General features: G+C 69.7%; 15 protein-coding genes. 11 read left to right on the forward strand and 4 right to left on the reverse strand.

Annotated elements, in window-relative coordinates; translation table 11 throughout:
• Window positions 1-92 precede the first annotated feature (92 nt).
• Entirely contained in the window at window positions 93-506 is a 414-nt protein-coding gene (locus ABD366_RS26120; protein WP_324765897.1) for a Fur family transcriptional regulator, read from the forward strand.
• Window positions 507-523: 17 nt separating this feature from the next.
• On the opposite strand, the gene sigJ is transcribed toward ABD366_RS26120, so the two are convergent.
• The 3 genes from sigJ to ABD366_RS26135 form a co-directional block, all read right to left on the reverse strand.
• Entirely contained in the window at window positions 524-1,456 is a 933-nt protein-coding gene (gene sigJ, locus ABD366_RS26125; RefSeq protein WP_324765896.1) for an RNA polymerase sigma factor SigJ, read from the reverse strand.
• A gap of 20 nt (window positions 1,457-1,476) precedes the next feature.
• On the reverse strand, window positions 1,477-1,902 hold the full coding sequence (locus tag ABD366_RS26130) for a hypothetical protein (RefSeq protein WP_324765895.1): 426 nt from the start codon (window positions 1,900-1,902) through the stop codon (window positions 1,477-1,479).
• 335 nt (window positions 1,903-2,237) lie between these two features.
• Entirely contained in the window at window positions 2,238-3,482 is a 1,245-nt protein-coding gene (locus ABD366_RS26135) for an epoxide hydrolase family protein (protein WP_324765894.1), read from the reverse strand.
• A 295-nt stretch (window positions 3,483-3,777) separates the two neighbouring features.
• Here ABD366_RS26135 and cseB point away from each other — a divergent pair, with 295 nt between their 5' ends.
• The 10 genes from cseB to ABD366_RS26185 all read left to right on the forward strand — a co-directional run bounded on the left by cseB (window position 3,778) and on the right by ABD366_RS26185 (window position 14,047).
• Window positions 3,778-4,521 carry a two-component system response regulator CseB gene (gene cseB / locus ABD366_RS26140; protein WP_324765893.1) on the forward strand — a complete coding sequence of 248 codons (744 nt, stop codon included), beginning with the start codon at window positions 3,778-3,780 and terminating at the stop codon, window positions 4,519-4,521.
• A gap of 1 nt (window position 4,522) precedes the next feature.
• Window positions 4,523-5,773, forward strand: coding sequence for a sensor histidine kinase (locus tag ABD366_RS26145; RefSeq protein WP_324765892.1), 1,251 nt, complete (start codon window positions 4,523-4,525; stop codon window positions 5,771-5,773).
• A 179-nt stretch (window positions 5,774-5,952) separates the two neighbouring features.
• Window positions 5,953-6,969, forward strand: a complete 1,017-nt coding sequence (locus ABD366_RS26150; protein ID WP_324765891.1) for a D-alanyl-D-alanine carboxypeptidase family protein — start codon at window positions 5,953-5,955, stop codon at window positions 6,967-6,969.
• 618 nt (window positions 6,970-7,587) lie between these two features.
• Entirely contained in the window at window positions 7,588-8,754 is a 1,167-nt protein-coding gene (locus tag ABD366_RS26155) for an ATP-binding protein (RefSeq protein WP_324765890.1), read from the forward strand.
• Window positions 8,751-9,596: a roadblock/LC7 domain-containing protein gene (locus ABD366_RS26160; RefSeq protein WP_324765889.1), complete on the forward strand. Its 846-nt coding sequence runs from the start codon at window positions 8,751-8,753 to the stop codon at window positions 9,594-9,596. Before ABD366_RS26155 ends, ABD366_RS26160 begins: the two co-directional genes overlap by 4 nt.
• Window positions 9,589-9,972, forward strand: a complete 384-nt coding sequence (locus ABD366_RS26165) for a DUF742 domain-containing protein (protein ID WP_324765888.1) — start codon at window positions 9,589-9,591, stop codon at window positions 9,970-9,972. Before ABD366_RS26160 ends, ABD366_RS26165 begins: the two co-directional genes overlap by 8 nt.
• A 3-nt stretch (window positions 9,973-9,975) precedes the next feature.
• Window positions 9,976-10,536, forward strand: coding sequence for a GTP-binding protein (locus ABD366_RS26170; RefSeq protein ID WP_324765887.1), 561 nt, complete (start codon window positions 9,976-9,978; stop codon window positions 10,534-10,536).
• An 11-nt stretch (window positions 10,537-10,547) separates the two neighbouring features.
• On the forward strand, window positions 10,548-11,936 hold the full coding sequence (locus ABD366_RS26175) for a cytochrome P450 family protein (protein ID WP_324765886.1): 1,389 nt from the start codon (window positions 10,548-10,550) through the stop codon (window positions 11,934-11,936).
• Between the two features lie 93 nt (window positions 11,937-12,029).
• Complete coding sequence (locus ABD366_RS26180) at window positions 12,030-13,277, forward strand: cytochrome P450 (RefSeq protein ID WP_324765885.1); 1,248 nt, start codon at window positions 12,030-12,032, stop codon at window positions 13,275-13,277.
• The gene (locus ABD366_RS26185) at window positions 13,274-14,047 is read left to right on the forward strand and encodes an enoyl-CoA hydratase/isomerase family protein (RefSeq protein WP_324765884.1); all 774 of its coding nucleotides are present in this window, start codon (window positions 13,274-13,276) and stop codon (window positions 14,045-14,047) included. The genes ABD366_RS26180 and ABD366_RS26185 overlap by 4 nt, the downstream gene beginning before the upstream one ends.
• A gap of 159 nt (window positions 14,048-14,206) precedes the next feature.
• On the opposite strand, the gene ABD366_RS26190 is transcribed toward ABD366_RS26185, so the two are convergent.
• Window positions 14,207-15,010: an SDR family oxidoreductase gene (locus ABD366_RS26190; protein ID WP_324765883.1), complete on the reverse strand. Its 804-nt coding sequence runs from the start codon at window positions 15,008-15,010 to the stop codon at window positions 14,207-14,209.
• Window positions 15,011-15,040: the final 30 nt, after the last annotated feature.

The following is a 15,040-nucleotide window of genomic DNA, read 5'->3' on the forward strand; positions in this document are numbered from 1 at the left end:
ACGACCATACATTAGACGACATCTAAATCAGCTGTGGATCCATAAAGAGATGCCCATCAAAAGTAGACCGGATTGATGCTAGCCTTCTGGTCATGAGCGATCTCTTGGGGAGACTCCGAACGCGAGGCTGGCGCCTGACAGCGCAACGGCGCGTCGTGGCCGAGGTCCTTGAGGGGGACCATGTCCACCTGACCGCCGATCAGGTGCACGAGCGCGCGGTGCTGAAGCTGCCGGAGATCTCCCGGGCGACGGTCTACAACACCCTGGGCGAGCTCGTGAACCTCGGTGAGGTCCTGGAGATGCCGACCGACGGCCGCGCCAAGCGCTACGACCCCAACGCCCGCCGGCCCCACCACCACTTGCTCTGCGCCCGCTGCGGAACGATCCGCGACGTGCACCCGGTGGGCGACCCCCTCGCCGACCTGCCGGAGTCGGAGCGGTTCGGTTTCACCGTCTCCGGCGCCGAATTGACGTACCGGGGCATCTGCCCGGCCTGTGCGGGCTGACCGGAGAACGCAGCTCGTCAGGGAGTGTCGTAGCCGGTCCACGCGTGCAGCTTGTCCGGATTGACCACCAGCCAGAGGTCGGTGACCAGACCGTCGCGCACGCCCAGCGAGAGGACGGCGACGGTGGTGCCGGCGATGCGGACCGCCAGGCCGGGGGCGCCGTTGACCTCGTCCTCGACGAGTTCCACCCCGGGTTCCTTGCGCAGGAGGCCGAGGACGAGACGGGACACCTTGTCCCGGCCGAGGACGGGACGCAGCGCCGCCCGCACCTTGCCGCCGCCGTCGCTGCGCGACTCGACGCCGGGGTCGAGCAGTTCGACGAGAGTGCCGAGGTCGCCGGTCTCGCACGCGGCGCGGAAAGCGGACACGATCTGCCGGTGCCCGGGCCCCGTACTGCTGCTGTTCCGCGGGTGGGCGAGGCGCCTGCGCGCGGAGGAGGCGAGCTGCCGGCAGGCCGCGGGGGTACGGCCCACCGTCTCGGCGATCTCGGTGAACGGCACGCCGAAGACGTCGTGGAGGACGAAGGCGACCCGTTCGGCGGGGGTGACCGACTCCAGGACCACGAGCATCCCCATGCCGACCGACTCATCGAGGGTGATCCGGTCGGCAGGGTCGCCCGCGTCCGCGCCGCCCGTACTGGTCCACGTGGCGCTGTGCCGGACGGGCTCGGGCAGCCACTCCCCGGTGTAGCGCTCCCGGCGCACCCGCGCCGAGGCGAGCTGATCGAGGCAGATCCGCGAGGCGACCCGGGTCAGCCAGGCCGCCGGGGCCTCGATCGCCTCCCGCCCTTCCTCGGGCAGGGCGTACCAGCGGGCGTACGTCTCCTGGACGACGTCCTCGGCCTCCTGTACGGACCCGAGCATCCGGTAGCCGAGATTGAGCAGGTGACGGCGTTCGGCCAGGAGGGAACCCAGGCTGGGCTGGTCGGCGGAGCCGGTCGGCGGGGGCACTGATCGATCGTCCTTTCACGTCACCGTGCGTCGCCCCGCCGCGCGGGGCCGAGCGGCACCAGAAGCAGAGCTGACAGAAGCACCAGCGCGGACAGGGTCACGGCGTTGAGTACCTGGTCGCGCGTCCCGTACATGGCGAGATGCTGTACGTGATAGCTGAAGTGGAGCACGTTGAACACCAGCCACACCGCGCCGGTGATCTGAACCAGCCGGTTGTTGCGCACGTCGCGCAGCGCGATGAGCGTCAGCACGGCCAACGCGAGGAACATGGCGCCGGTGTCCTTGGCGAGGTGCTCGTTGTACGGGCCCAGCTGAGGCAGCCAGCTCAGTCCGAAGCCGGGGAAGTTCTCGTGCCACGCTTCCGGCGCGAAGTAGGCCCAGGTACCCGTGTACAGGGCGACCAGGGCCAGCAGACCTAGGATCCCGTAGCGCATTTTCGTGTTCATGCCCCTAAGACGAGACAGCGACCGCCGATGTGAGGCGAACCGCGGACACGTGCCGCCGTACTCCGCGCCGTCGGCTTCGTCGGTCCCGCACCTTCGACCGCGTGGCCCTGCTGTGGGAACGCGCCTACCCGAAGACGTACACGAGCCAGGTCTCCGACGACGCCCGCGCCGCCTCACCGGCCGGCCGCCCGGCACCCCGCGGACGCAGAGCGTGGACATCGCGGCGACCGCAAGGAGCTGACCGCGACGGTCCGCAGCACCGGGTCCGTCGTCGCCGCGATGACCCGGCTCTCCCTGCGCGACGCCCGCAGCGGCGAGCGCGTACTGCGGGCCCGCTACTCCGCTCGTCCGACGGCGCGCATCGGCCGGAACGTCGCGCGGAGGTCGTGCAGCCAGGCCTCGGGGTTCTCCCAGGGGCCGAAGTGACCGCCCTTCTCGTGGACGTTCACGTCGCGGATGTCGGCGTAGAACGGGGTCGCTCCGGCCTTGAAGATCTCCGTGCGCTCCTCCACGGTGGGGGCGCCGGGCGCGGGTTCGCCGAGCAGCAGTGTGAAGCCGGCCGGCGCCTGGGTGTACGGGGTCAGGTCGTTCACCGGCTCCGGCGGGTACAGGTGCGCGTTCTTGTAGGCGCGGATCGAGGAGCCGATGGCGTCGTTGACCCAGTAGATGGTCGCGAAGGTGAGGATGTCGTCGAGGGGCCAGACGGTCTTGAAGTCCAGGGTCGGATCGCTCCAGGCCTTCCACCGCTTGAGCACCCAGGCCAGCATGCCGGCCGGGGAGTCGTTCAGGCCGTGGGTGAGCGTCTGGGCGTCGAGCTGGTGCACCGACACGTGCGAGACGAGGGTCTCCATGATGTGGACCAGCCGCGCCCGCGCCGTCGGCGGGAGCTCCTCGCTGTTCACGCCTCCGGTCAGGTCCCAGTAGCGGTCGCCCTGGAACGCTCCGGGTCCCGCCTCGTAGCCGAGGTGGACGCCGTGCAGGGAGTCGGCGTACTTGTGGCCCAGTCGCGAACCGATGAGCGCCCCGTAGTCGTGCCCGCCGAACGCGTACTTCTCGTAGCCGAGGACGTCGGTCATCAGGGTGTGCAGCCGGTCCGCCATGTCCCCGTAGTTCTCCCGGGGGTTGGTCAGCGGGGTGGAGAAGGCGAAGCCGGGCAGCGAGGGGACGACGACGTCGAAGGCGTCGGCCGGGTCGCCGCCGTGGGCGGCCGGGTCGGTCAGCGGGCCGATGATCCTGCTCCACTGGAGGTAGGACCACGGCCAGCCGTGGGCCAGCACCAGAGGGACGGGGGAGGGGCCCTTGCCCCGTTCGTGGATGAAGTGCACCGGGGTGCCCGAGACGTCCACGCGATGCTGGTTGTAGGCGTTGATCTTCTTCTCGGCGGCGCGCCAGTCGAAGCCGTCGGCCCAGTACTCCACGATCGGCTTGAGGTAGGCGGTGCTGAGGCCGTACTTGCCGTCCTCGTTGTCGAGATCAGGAGCGAAACGTGTGGCTCGCAGACGGGACCGCAGATCGTCCAGGACCGTCTGGTCGACGTCGATCGTGAAAGGTTCGAGGGCATGACGGGGTACAGAACTCACAACGCTGCTTCCTTCGATTCGGATGTGCGTCAGATATGTGTGTCGAGTTCGTGCGTCGGCACGGAGGCCGGAGGGCTGCAAAAGCTCGGGATGCGCTGGTCCAAACAGCGTGTGTCCTGCGGGAGTTGAAGGTCAAGGGAACACGTGACTGTTCACATGCATCTCGGCGACGTTAGGTCACATGACTGAGATGTCTGTGCCCCCGTACAGGTGGGCTCTGAGGCGTGCCTGACGCACGTGTCGCCGTTCAGGGCATGATGGGTGGCGTCCCGCACCGACTTCCGGATGGAAAGACATGTCCGCTCCGCCCGCCGCTGAAGGCGGCCCATCTGCCGTCTCGATCCTCCTGGTCGAGGACGACGAGGTGATCCGCCGTGCCGTCGCCCTCGCCCTGGGGCGCTACGGCTACCGGGTCACGACGGCCGGGGACGGACTGAGCGGACTGGAGCGGTTCCGGGAGGGCGGGCACGACCTGCTGCTGCTCGACGTGATGCTTCCCGAACTGGACGGGATCGGGCTGTGCCGGCGAATCCGCGAGACCAGTACTCTGCCCGTGCTCATGATGTCCGCTCGCGGCGACGCCCTGGACGTCGTCTCGGGCCTGGAGGCCGGGGCGGACGACTACGTGGTCAAGCCCGTGGACACCGCGGTGCTGGTGGCCCGGATCCGCTCGCTGCTGCGCCGCGTCACATTCCAGGAGGCCGACGTCCCCCCGGCGGCGTCGGCGACACAGCCCGCTCAGGGCGCCGACCGCCGTCTCGTCTTCGGCGACCTGACCCTGGACACCGCCGGCCTCGAGGTGCACCGCGACGGTGAGCCGGTCGCGCTGGCCCCCACCGAACTGCGCCTGCTGCTCGAGTTCGCCGCCCACCCCGGTGTCGTGCTCGACCGGCAGACCCTGTTGCGCACGGTGTGGGACTACGGGTGGGACGGCGACACCCGGGTGGTCGACCTGTGCGTACAGCGGTTGCGCAAGAAGATCGGCGCCGACCGGATCGAGACCGTCCGCGGTTTCGGCTACAAGCTGCGGCGGCACTGACATGCGGACGCGCACACTTTCCAACTGGCGTCTCAACTGGCGCTCGTTGCGCTGGAGGATCGCCCTGCTGGTGTGCGTGACCTGCTGCGGCGTCGCACTGTCGATCGGGCTGCTGGTGCACCGCAGCACACAGACCCGCTCCATGAACGACGGCGCGGCCAAGGCACTGACCGCCCTGTCCTACGCCACGGAGCGCTACGCACAGGACAGCGGGCCGACACCCGACGCTCTCGTCACGGACACCGCGGCCATGCCGGACCGGCTGCTGCGCCTTCTGGAGGCCGATCCGCCCGGCGCCACCTGGTACGACGACGATCCCGTGCACCCCAGCATGTGGGCCGCGCGCACGATCCGCGGCGAGCCGGTCGCTCTGAGCTCCGACATGACCTCGGACCTCCTCACCCGCCGCGCACTCGACCGCCACATGTGGCAGTACTCGGCGCTGGCGCTTGCCGTCTTCGTACCGTTGTCGGCGCTCGCCGCCGAGCTGCCGAACCGCAGACTGCGGCGGGTGGCACGGACCGCCCGGCGGATCACGGACGGCGACCTGGCCGCGCGGACCTCGGCCGGACCCCGCGACGGCGACGAGATCGGCGCCATCTCCGCCGCCGTGGACTCGATGGCCGACAGTCTCCACGCCCGGTTGCAGGCCGAGCAGCGGTTCACCGCCGACGTCGCGCACGAACTGCGTACACCGCTGATGGGCCTCATCGTGTGCGGCGGGCTGCTCCCGGAGAGCGAGGCGACCGACATGGTCAGGGACAGGCTGGAGGTGCTGCGGAACCTCATCGAGGAGTTGCTGGAGATCTCCCGGCTCGACGCGGGAGCCGAGACGGCCGACCCGCGGCCGGTGCCCCTGGCGGCCGTGGTGCTCGACTTGCTGCGCCGGACCGGGCTCGACACCCGGTTCACCTCGCACGACGAGCCGACGGTGGACACGGACCCGCGTCGCCTCGACCGCGTCATCACCAACCTGGTCACCAACGCGCACCGGCACGGCCGTACCCCCGTGGAGGTCGAGGTGAGAGGCACCGTCGTGACCGTACGCGACCACGGGCCGGGCTTCCCGGAAGACCTATTGCGGCACGGACCGCAGCGGTTTCGCACCGGCGCGGCCGAACGCGGTCACGGGCACGGCCTGGGCCTGACCATCGCCCTCGGACACGCTCGCGTGATCGGTGCGGCCCTGGACTTCCGCAACGCCCCCGACGGCGGTGCGGTGGCCGAGCTGCGCCTTCCGGACGTGAGCTGACGAGCGGCGCACCACCCGCGCCGACCGGCTCGTACGCCTTGCCCCCAGAGCGTTGATACACGCCGGATACACAGTCGCGCGTTGCCCGAGCCTGCACCGCCGACCTCGCGGAGACACGCGGCGCGCAAGGTGGCTGAGCTGCGTGAACGTCACGCACCTGTCAGCAGGAGGTACGTCCTGTGTCCCCAGTGACCGTTCCCGGCGAGCCACAGACGCTGCCGCCCGTCCCACGGCATCAGCGGCGCTGGACGAGGAGCCCGCACGGGCCCCGCTTCGCGGCCTGCGTCACCGGCGCCGTCCTGCTGACCATCGGCGCGCTGCTCACCACCCTCGTACGGTCCGGTGGAAGCGACGCCGGCCGGCCGCCCGGTTCGGCGGCGTCGCTGCCCTGGCCGGCGCAGGGGCAGACCAGCGTCCTGGTCGAGGGGCTCGGCACCCGCGGCGAACTGGGCACCAGGGGCGCACAGAAGCCGGTACCGATCGCCAGCGTCACCAAGGTGATGACGGCGTACGTCATTCTCCGAGGCCACCCGCTGCGCGCGAAGGACGCCGGCCCCGACATCACCGTCGATCAACAGGCAGCCGGTGAGTCCGTCCTGGGCGGAGAGTCCACCGTGCCGGTCGAGCGCGGGGTGCGGCTCAGCGAGCGGCAGGTGCTGGAGCTGATGCTCATCCCCTCCGGCGGCAACATCGCCCGGCTGCTGGCCCGATGGGACGCGGGCTCGGAGGAGGCGTTCGTCGCCAAGATGAACGGCGCCGCCCGTGCGCTGGGCATGACGGACACCGAGTACACCGACGCCAGCGGGATCGCCCGGACGACCGTCAGTACGTCGGCGGACCAGCTGAGACTGGCCCGCAAGGTCATGCACGATCCGGCTTTCCGCTCCATCGTCGCCATGGAGGAGTCCACCGTGCCCGGCCTGTCCGGCCCCGTCCGCAACACCAACACCCTGCTGGGGCGGGAGGGCGTGGTCGGGGGCAAGACCGGCTCCAGTACTCCGGCGGGCGGCAACCTGATGTGGGCGGCGACCGCGCAGGACCGTACGGGACACACCCGGCTGATCCTGGGTGTCGTCCTCCATCAGGAGGCCGGGACCAGTTCCGAACAGGGACTGCGGGCGGCCCTCACGTCCAGCCGTGAGCTGATCGGGGGCGTCAGGCAGTGGGTGTCGACCGTGGGACGGCCGGGCCGTTGAGACACCGGGGGCCGTAGGGCCCGGTGACGGCCGGACGTCCGGCCGTCACCGGACCGTGGGTGGCCGCGCGCGCTCATCTACATGACTGTAGATTTTGGCCAACTTCTGCATCGCGCTGGCCGGAAATCGGCCGTCGGGTCGCGCCGCGCGGCGCTGTCGGCGCCTCGTCCCCCGGGCAGTTCGGCAGAAATTCATCTCCTGGCCGGACAGGGACGCCGCCCGTCGAGGCGCCGTCGAAATCCGGACATCGCGTCTGATGGTGAGGGCCCGGCGCACGGCTGTCGCCGCGGCCGAGGGGGCGCTCAGCTGCCGGAATCGCCGACGTTCACGCACGGGCAAAGGGGCGTCCTGGCGCGGAATCTGAGGGGCAATCACGGTGATAGCATCCCGGCATCCGCGATCTTGATCCACTCGTCCCGCGCGCCTCCTTGCGACGCGCCCCCCGCATGTGCATCGCCTCTCGGGCGATGTACCAGGGCGATGCCCTGGGCTATGTCGGGGACCTGACGAAGTGCATCTGTCGCTCACTGCACGCATGCGCCGAGAAAGGTTTCCATGACACGAGACGCACTTGTGTGGTGCCTGGTTGCGATAGCGGCGATATCCATCGTCGCCGTTGTGGCACTCACCGCCCGCAGTAGAGCCCTCGCGGCGAAGAAGCAGCAGGCAGAAGCCGAGCTGCGTCAGCAGCTGAGCACTCTGAACAGTCAACTACACGTATCCCGGGTCGAGCTGCAGAGAATCTGGGACGAGCGTGACGGCGCGATCCTGGAGGCGAAGGAAGCGGCCGAGGAGAACACCAAGGCGGTCCTCAAGGGCGCCGCCAGCTTCCTGCAGAGCCTGGCGGCCGAGCAGACCACGCTCCTCGACGGCATCCAGCGGCAGTACGGAGGACACGCCGTCCTCAGCGACCTCCTGGACGTGAACCACGCCAACGCCCAGATGGCGCGCAAGGCCCAGGGCATCGCCGTGATGTGCGGCGCGCCGCTCGGCCGGCGCAACCGGCCGGCCAGCGTCTACGACGTGGTGCGCAGCGCCCAGGGCCAGATCCGCAACTTCAACCGGGTCGCCATCATGCAGCAGACCGGTCTCGCGCTGAAGGCGTCGGCGGTCGCGCCCGTCGCCCTCGCCGTGGCCGAACTCCTCGACAACGCGGCCAGCTTCTCCCAGCAGGACGCACCGATCGAGGTGACGTTCCAGCGCATCCAGAACAACCTGTGCATCGTCATCGACGACGCCGGCGTCAGCATGAGCGACGAGGACCGGCAGCGGGCGACCGCGCTGCTCTCTGGCAACGATGTCCCCCGTCTGTCGCAGCTCGGCAACCAGCCCAAGTTCGGGTTCCCCGTCATCGGCCTGATCGCCCGTCAGTACGGCTTCAAGGTGGATGTCACCGGAGTCTCCCGGTACGGCGGTGTCCGCGCCGTCGTCCTGCTGCCCGAGGAGCTGTGGACCATGGAGGAGACGCCGCCGCAGGCCGAGAACGTGCCGCCGCGGGCCAAGGAGGCAGCCGTCAGACCCATCCGCGAGACCGAGCCCGAGGCGCATGCCGCGGCGGAGACGCGTCCCGTGGCCCCCAAGCGCACGGTCCACGGTCTGCCGAAGCGGGGAGCGCGCCAGTCGCCGGTCGCGAGCGTGTCCGACGCCGCGGCCCCCCGGCCCGGGTTCCCGGCCGCCGAGGAAGCACCGCGCACCTCCGGCCGCAGCCTGGGTGCCTTCCAGCGCGGCACGATGTCGGGCCGCAACTTTGACACAGCGCCGGCCGAAGGGTCCGAAGACGAATGACCTCAGATCTGTCCTGGATGCTCGAGGACATCGTGCAGAACGTGCCCCGCGCGCGGCACGCCGTCCTGCTGTCCGCCGACGGCCTTCCCCGCGGCGCTACAGAGGACCTGGACCAAAAAGACGTCGGCACCATCTCCGCCGCCATGGCCGGCATGCAGTCCCTCAGCCGGGCCACCGCTCACTTCGCCGGTACGGCGAAGGACGGGCAGTGGAGCCAGACCATCATCGAGTTCTCGCACGGCTGGATCTTCCTGATCGGGGCGGGCCAGGGCGCCTACCTCGCCGCGGCGGCCGAGCCCGACGTCGACATGCAGCAGATCTCCTTCCGCATGCACCGGCTGGTGGCCCGGCTCGGCAACAACCTCACCTCGGCGCCCCGGGTCCGGGCCGACGAGGGCGCGACGGGGGGCGCCGGTGAGGCGGCCCGGCACGAGGCCACGAGTGGATCGGGTTTCGTGCTGCCCGCCCTGGACCGGGCGATCGCCGAGGTGCGGGGCGCCCGCCACGCCGTACTCCTGGGCGGCGACGGACTGCCGCTCGGGGCGACCGCGGGGATGCCCCGCGATCTGGCCGACACCATCTCGGCCGCGATGACCGGCATCCACGCCTACAGCAGGGTGACGGCACAGTTCGCGGGTGGCGTCGAGGACCCCTCGTGGCGGCAGACGGTCATCGAGTTCTCGCACGGCTGGATCTTCCTGATCGCCGCGGGCGACGGGGCGTTCCTGGCCGCGGCCGCCGAACACGACTGCGACATCGAGGAGTTCACCACCCGGCTGCACGAGGTGGTGCCCGAACTCACCGCGCAGTCCCCGCGCGTAGGGGGAGCCGCTGATGTCTGAGGACCCGGACGAGGGGCCCGAGCTCACCTCTCCGTTAGTGCCGCTCTTCGTGATCACGAACGGGCGCGCCCTGCCCCCGGATCACCAGTACGAACACACCGCCCTGGTGACGGCCGCCCGCGAGGCCGAGGCTTCCGTGCGCGCGCTGTCCCCGGAAGCGCGCACGGTGGTCGACCTGGTCGCCAACGGCTTCCTGTCCGTGGCCGAAGTGGCCGGGCACACCCATCTCCCGCTGGGCATCGTGCGCATCCTGCTGGCGCAGCTGGAGGAAGGCGGCCTGATCCTTGTCAGAAAGCCCATACCGCGCGCCGAACGGGTCGACAGGGAACTGGTCAGCGCCGTGCTCAATGGCCTGAAGAACCGATTCGGAGCGTGACTCTTGTACCTGGATCCAGACGTCTCCCATGCGGTGAAGATCCTCATAGTGGGGCACTTCGGGGTCGGGAAGACCACCTGCATCGGTGCCCTCTCCGAGATCGAGCCGCTGCGGACCGAGGAGGAGATCACCGAGGCCAGCGTCGGCTTCGACGACCTCTCGGGCACGCCGAACAAGACGACCACGACCGTGGCCATGGACTTCGGCCGCCTCAGCCTCAGTGAATCCCTCGTTCTCTACCTGTTCGGCACGCCCGGACAGGAGCGCTTCAAGGAGATGTGGGAGGAACTGTCGCGCGGCGCCCTCGGCGCGCTGGTCCTCGTCGACCCCGAGCGCCTGGACGAGTCGTTCCCCGTGCTCGACCTCGTGGAACGGTTCGGCCTGACCTACGCGATCGGTGTCAACCACTTCGACGGCACCGTCGACTACCCGCTCGACGAGGTGCACGAGGCGCTGAACCTCTCGCCGGAGACCCCGGTCGTGCGATGCGACGTACGCGACGAGCAGTCCGCGGCGCAGGCACTCATCACCCTCGTGAAGCACCTCATGTCCCTGCTCGCCTAGGAGCCCCCGAAATGCACCAGCCGTCAGACACCTCGCACATACCGCCGGGCTGCCCCGCACACGAGAACCTCCCCCTCTACGGTCCCTCGTTCGGCGCCGACCCCGACGGTCACTACGCGCACCTGCGCGCGGCCGGCCCCAGCGCGCCCGTGGACATCGCCCCGGGCGTCGAGGTCGAGCTGGTCACCAGCTACGACGCGGCCCTGCACATCCTGCACAACCCCGCGTCCTTCGTCCGCGACTCCCGGCGCTGGAACGCGCTGAACGAGGGGCGCGTGCCGGCCGACAGCCCGGCCCTGCCGATGATGGGCTACCGCCCGAACGCCCTCTTCAGCGACGGTGCGGCCCACGCCCGGCTCCGTCAGGTGGTGACCGACAGCCTCGCCACGGTCGACGAACGCCAGCTCGTGCGGCTGACGCAGCAGTCGGCCGACTACCTGATCAGCCAGTTCAGTTCCGATCGTGGCGGCCAGGCGGATCTGATGTCGGCCTACGCGGGGCCGCTCCCGCTCCTTGTCTTCAGCCACATGTTCGGTTGCCCGCCCGAGATCGGTGACCGGGTGATCTCCGGGATCAGCGGGATCTTCGAGGGCGCTCCCGGCGCCGACGAGGTCCTGGGCGGTGCGCTCAGCGAGCTGATCGCGCTCAAGCACCGCCGTCCGGGCACGGATGTGACGTCGCGTCTGATGCAGCACCCGGCCGGGCTGAGCGACGAGGAGGTGCTGCACCAGCTGGTGACGCTGCTGTCCGGCGGTACGGCACCGCTGGCGGCCACCATCGGGACCAGCACCGCGCTGTACCTGGGGGAGGAGTGGCAGGCCGGTCTGCCGGTCGAGGGCGCCGTCTCCCGGACCCTGTGGAACTACGCGCCGATCGCCAACTACGCGGCCCACTACCCGACGCACGACGTCGAGCTGGGCGGCAGGATGATTCGAGCCAACGATCCGGTGCTGATCTCCTTCGCCGCGGCCAACACCGATCCCAAGCTGAGCGTCCACCGCGAGCAGCTCAGCGCGAAGGCGCACCTGGGCTTCGGCGCGGGCCCGCACGGCTGCCCCGCCAAGGACCCGGCGTTCATGATCGCTGTCACCGCCGTCGAGTCCCTTCTGAAGCGGCTGCCGGACGTCGAATTGAGCCGGCCGTTCGCGGCGCTCGCCTGGGTGCCCTCGCCGTGGAGCCGGTCGCTGGTGACCCTGCCCGTTCGTTTCACTCCGCGAACGATGCCCTTTGCCGGGGGCGACTTCGGCCAGCCCCAGACAGGTTCCGTTTCTCAGCCCGCGGCCGTTCCGGCGGACGCTCTGCTGGCACGGAACGGCCAGGTAGATGCCGGTTCCGCTGCTTCGAAGCAGCGCAAAGGGGGTCTCTTCAGCCGATTCCTCTCCTGGACGAGAGGCGAGTGATCTAAGTAACTCTCTGAAAGCAGAGGGTTATTGGATGATGCAAGCATCCGGTGGGTATCCATGGCGGCTGATGCGCAGAAAGGAGCCATCGCCATGGGAGTTGTCTCCACTCGGTCCTACGACCGCCGGGCCGCAGTTTCGCTCTTCTCGCGACTGCGAACCGCCAAGGGGCAGGCCGACCCTTTTCCCGTCTACGCCGAACTCACAGCCAGGGGCGGGGTCAGTCCCGCCCCTTGGGGCGGCTCCCTCGTCACGGACTTCGACGTGTGCGACCAGATCCTGCGAAGTCGGGAGTGGCTCGAACCCGATGCACGCTGGCGAGAACAGCAGGGGGCGGGCACGCGCTGGAACGCGCCCTCCTCGCGCGAGATGGGCAAGACCCTTCCCGCGCTCAACCCCCCGGAACACACGCGGGTACGCCGGGCCGCCGGCGGGATCGACCGCACCACCATCCAGCAGCTCGGCCGGACCGTGGAGACGGAGACCGACCGGCTCCTCGACACTCTAATAGAACAACTGCGCGAAGGCGAGGCCGACTTCGCGGCCCTGGTCAGTGAGGAGCTGCCCGTCGCGACCGTCGGGCACTGGCTCGAGCTGCCCGCCGCGGACTGGCCACGCCTGCGCGAACTGACCCACGAGCAGGTCTTCACCCAGGAGTTACTGCCCTCTGCCACTCAGCTCGCCAGGTCGGACGCCGCCACCGCCGAACTGCGCTCGTACTTCGTCGAGCTGGTCCGGGACAGACGCGCCCGGCCCGGCGAGGACCCCGTGTCCCGGTGGATACAGACGTGGGACGCCATCGAACCGGACCGCGCCGAGGCCGACGAGCAGGTCTATCTGCTGGCCCTGTTCGTCGTGCTGGCCGCCCTGGAGACCACCTCGACCCTTCTGACAACGATGGCATTGCGCCTCGTCGAACACCCGGACCGGTGGCGCCTGCTCGGCACCTGCCCCGATCTCGTCCCCGCATTCGTCGAGGAGTCGCTGCGTTATGACCCGCCCACCCATGTGATCAGCCGGGTCGCTTCCCGGGACGTGGTCCTGGGCGGAGTCGAGATACGCCGGGACGAGATGGTCCACCTCATGGTGGCGGCGGCGCACCGCGATCCGGCCAGGCACAGTGAACCCGACCGGTTCGACCCGCTGCGCAAGTCTGCCCACCTTGCCTTCAGCGGAGGCATCCACTACTGCCTCGGCGCTCCGCTGGCCCGGCTCGAGGCCCAGACCCTACTGCGCCGCCTCGTACAGCGCCTTCCGCGTCTCACCCTCGTTCGCCCTCCTGCCTGGGCGCCCCGTGTGGCGTTCCGGCGCCCGTTGAATTTGGACGTTACTTTCGCATGACAGAGCTGAATCGTTTCTTCACCGTGCAGTCCCGCAAGGCGATCCTCGTCGAGCGGGACGGCCCGGTGCTCCATGTGCGTCTCAACCCCGCGGGCCAGGACGACCTGTTGAGCGCCGCCGTCCTGGACGACCTCCTGGCGGTACTGGACGAACTCCACGAACAACCCGACATCCGCATCCTGGTGCTCTCCTCGATGGGCGAGGACTTCTGCCTGGGGGCCGACCGCACCGAGTTCCAGGCGGCCATGGAGACGGACCCGACCGGCGCCGCCCTGCGCCGCATCGCGGACAAGGCCCACCGGGTGTGCCAGGCGCTCGAGACCACCCACGCCATCACCATCGCCCAGCTCCACGGCAGAACCATCGGAGCCGGCCTCGCACTGGCCTCCTACTGCGACCTGCGCGCGGGCGCCGACACCTGCTCCTTCCGCATGCCCGAGGTGGGCGTCGGCCTGCCCCCGGCCTGGGGCGGCGCCATGGGCCGCCTGATCTCCGAGGCCGGAGCCGCCAGGATCCGGGAACTCATGCTGACCTGCGACACGTTCGACGCCGACACCGCGCACCGGATCTCCCTCCTGCACAAGGTGGTCCCACCCGACGCACTGGAGAGAGCCGTCACCGCCTGGACCAGACCCCTCGGCAGACGCTCGCCCGAAGCCCTGCTCCTGACCAAACGCATGCTGGCCGGCTACTCCCGAGCCGACCGCACCGCCGACATCACCCTGCTCGACTCACACCTTCTCGCCGCACAGGTCGTGCGCACCCACTGACCCGAGGCCGTCCTCCTGTACGGGGAGGAGACGGCATCGTAGGGATCCCTGGCAGTTCTTCTGCCGGGGATGAGCGGCCCGGTACGGCATACGGCCGGGCTACACGTATAGCCTGGCCCACACGTTTCTCCGGCCCATACGTATCTGTGGACCGGACGCCTACGCGAGGCCGCCGTTGCTCATCAACAGCTGACCGTTGATCCACTCGCCTTCCCTGGAGCACAGGAAGTCCACGAGATGCGCGGTGTCCCGAGGAGTGCCCAGCCGGCCGAGCGGAGTGTGGCGGACGCAGTACTCCCGGACGTCCTCCGGCATCCAACCGGTGTCCACCGGCCCGGGGTTGATCGCGTTGGCGGTCACGCCGAGGTGGGCGAGTTCGCGGGCGGCGGCCAGGGTGATGCGGTCCAGCGCCCCCTTGCTCGCCCCATAGGGCAGATTGCCGACCGTGTGATCACTGGTGAGGCTGATGATCCTGCCGGTTCCCCGTTCCGAAGCGAAGCGGCGCCCGAACTCGCGGATGAGCAGCCAGGTGGCGCGTGCGTTGACGGCGAAGTGCCGGTCGAAACTCTCGACGGTGGTGTCCAGCAGCCCGGAGTCGACCGACTCGCAGTGGCACATGACCAACCCCGTGACAGGGCCCATCCGTTGTTCGACCTCGTCGAAGACGCGTGCCGGGGTGTCCGGGTGGGCGAGATCCGCCTCGATCGCGGCGGTGGCCGCACCGTGTTCGGCCAGACCGCGGCTGATCACCTCGCTGGCGCCGGGCTCGCTGCCCCAGCTCATACGGTCGTCATAGGGGGTCCAGTAGGTGAAGGCGATGTCCCAGCCCGAAGCGGCCAGCCGACGCGCGATGCCGGCACCGATACCGGCGGTGCGGCCCACACCGGTGATCAGGGCGAGCGGTCGGTCGGCCGACGGGCCCTGCCCGGGGGCGACTTGGTCATGAGCGGTGTTCGTCGTCACGGTCCGGAATGGTTCAGGAACGACCCCGCA

Origin of the sequence: Streptomyces kunmingensis (assembly GCF_039533535.1) — a bacterium.
Lineage (GTDB): Bacteria > Actinomycetota > Actinomycetes > Streptomycetales > Streptomycetaceae > Streptomyces > Streptomyces kunmingensis.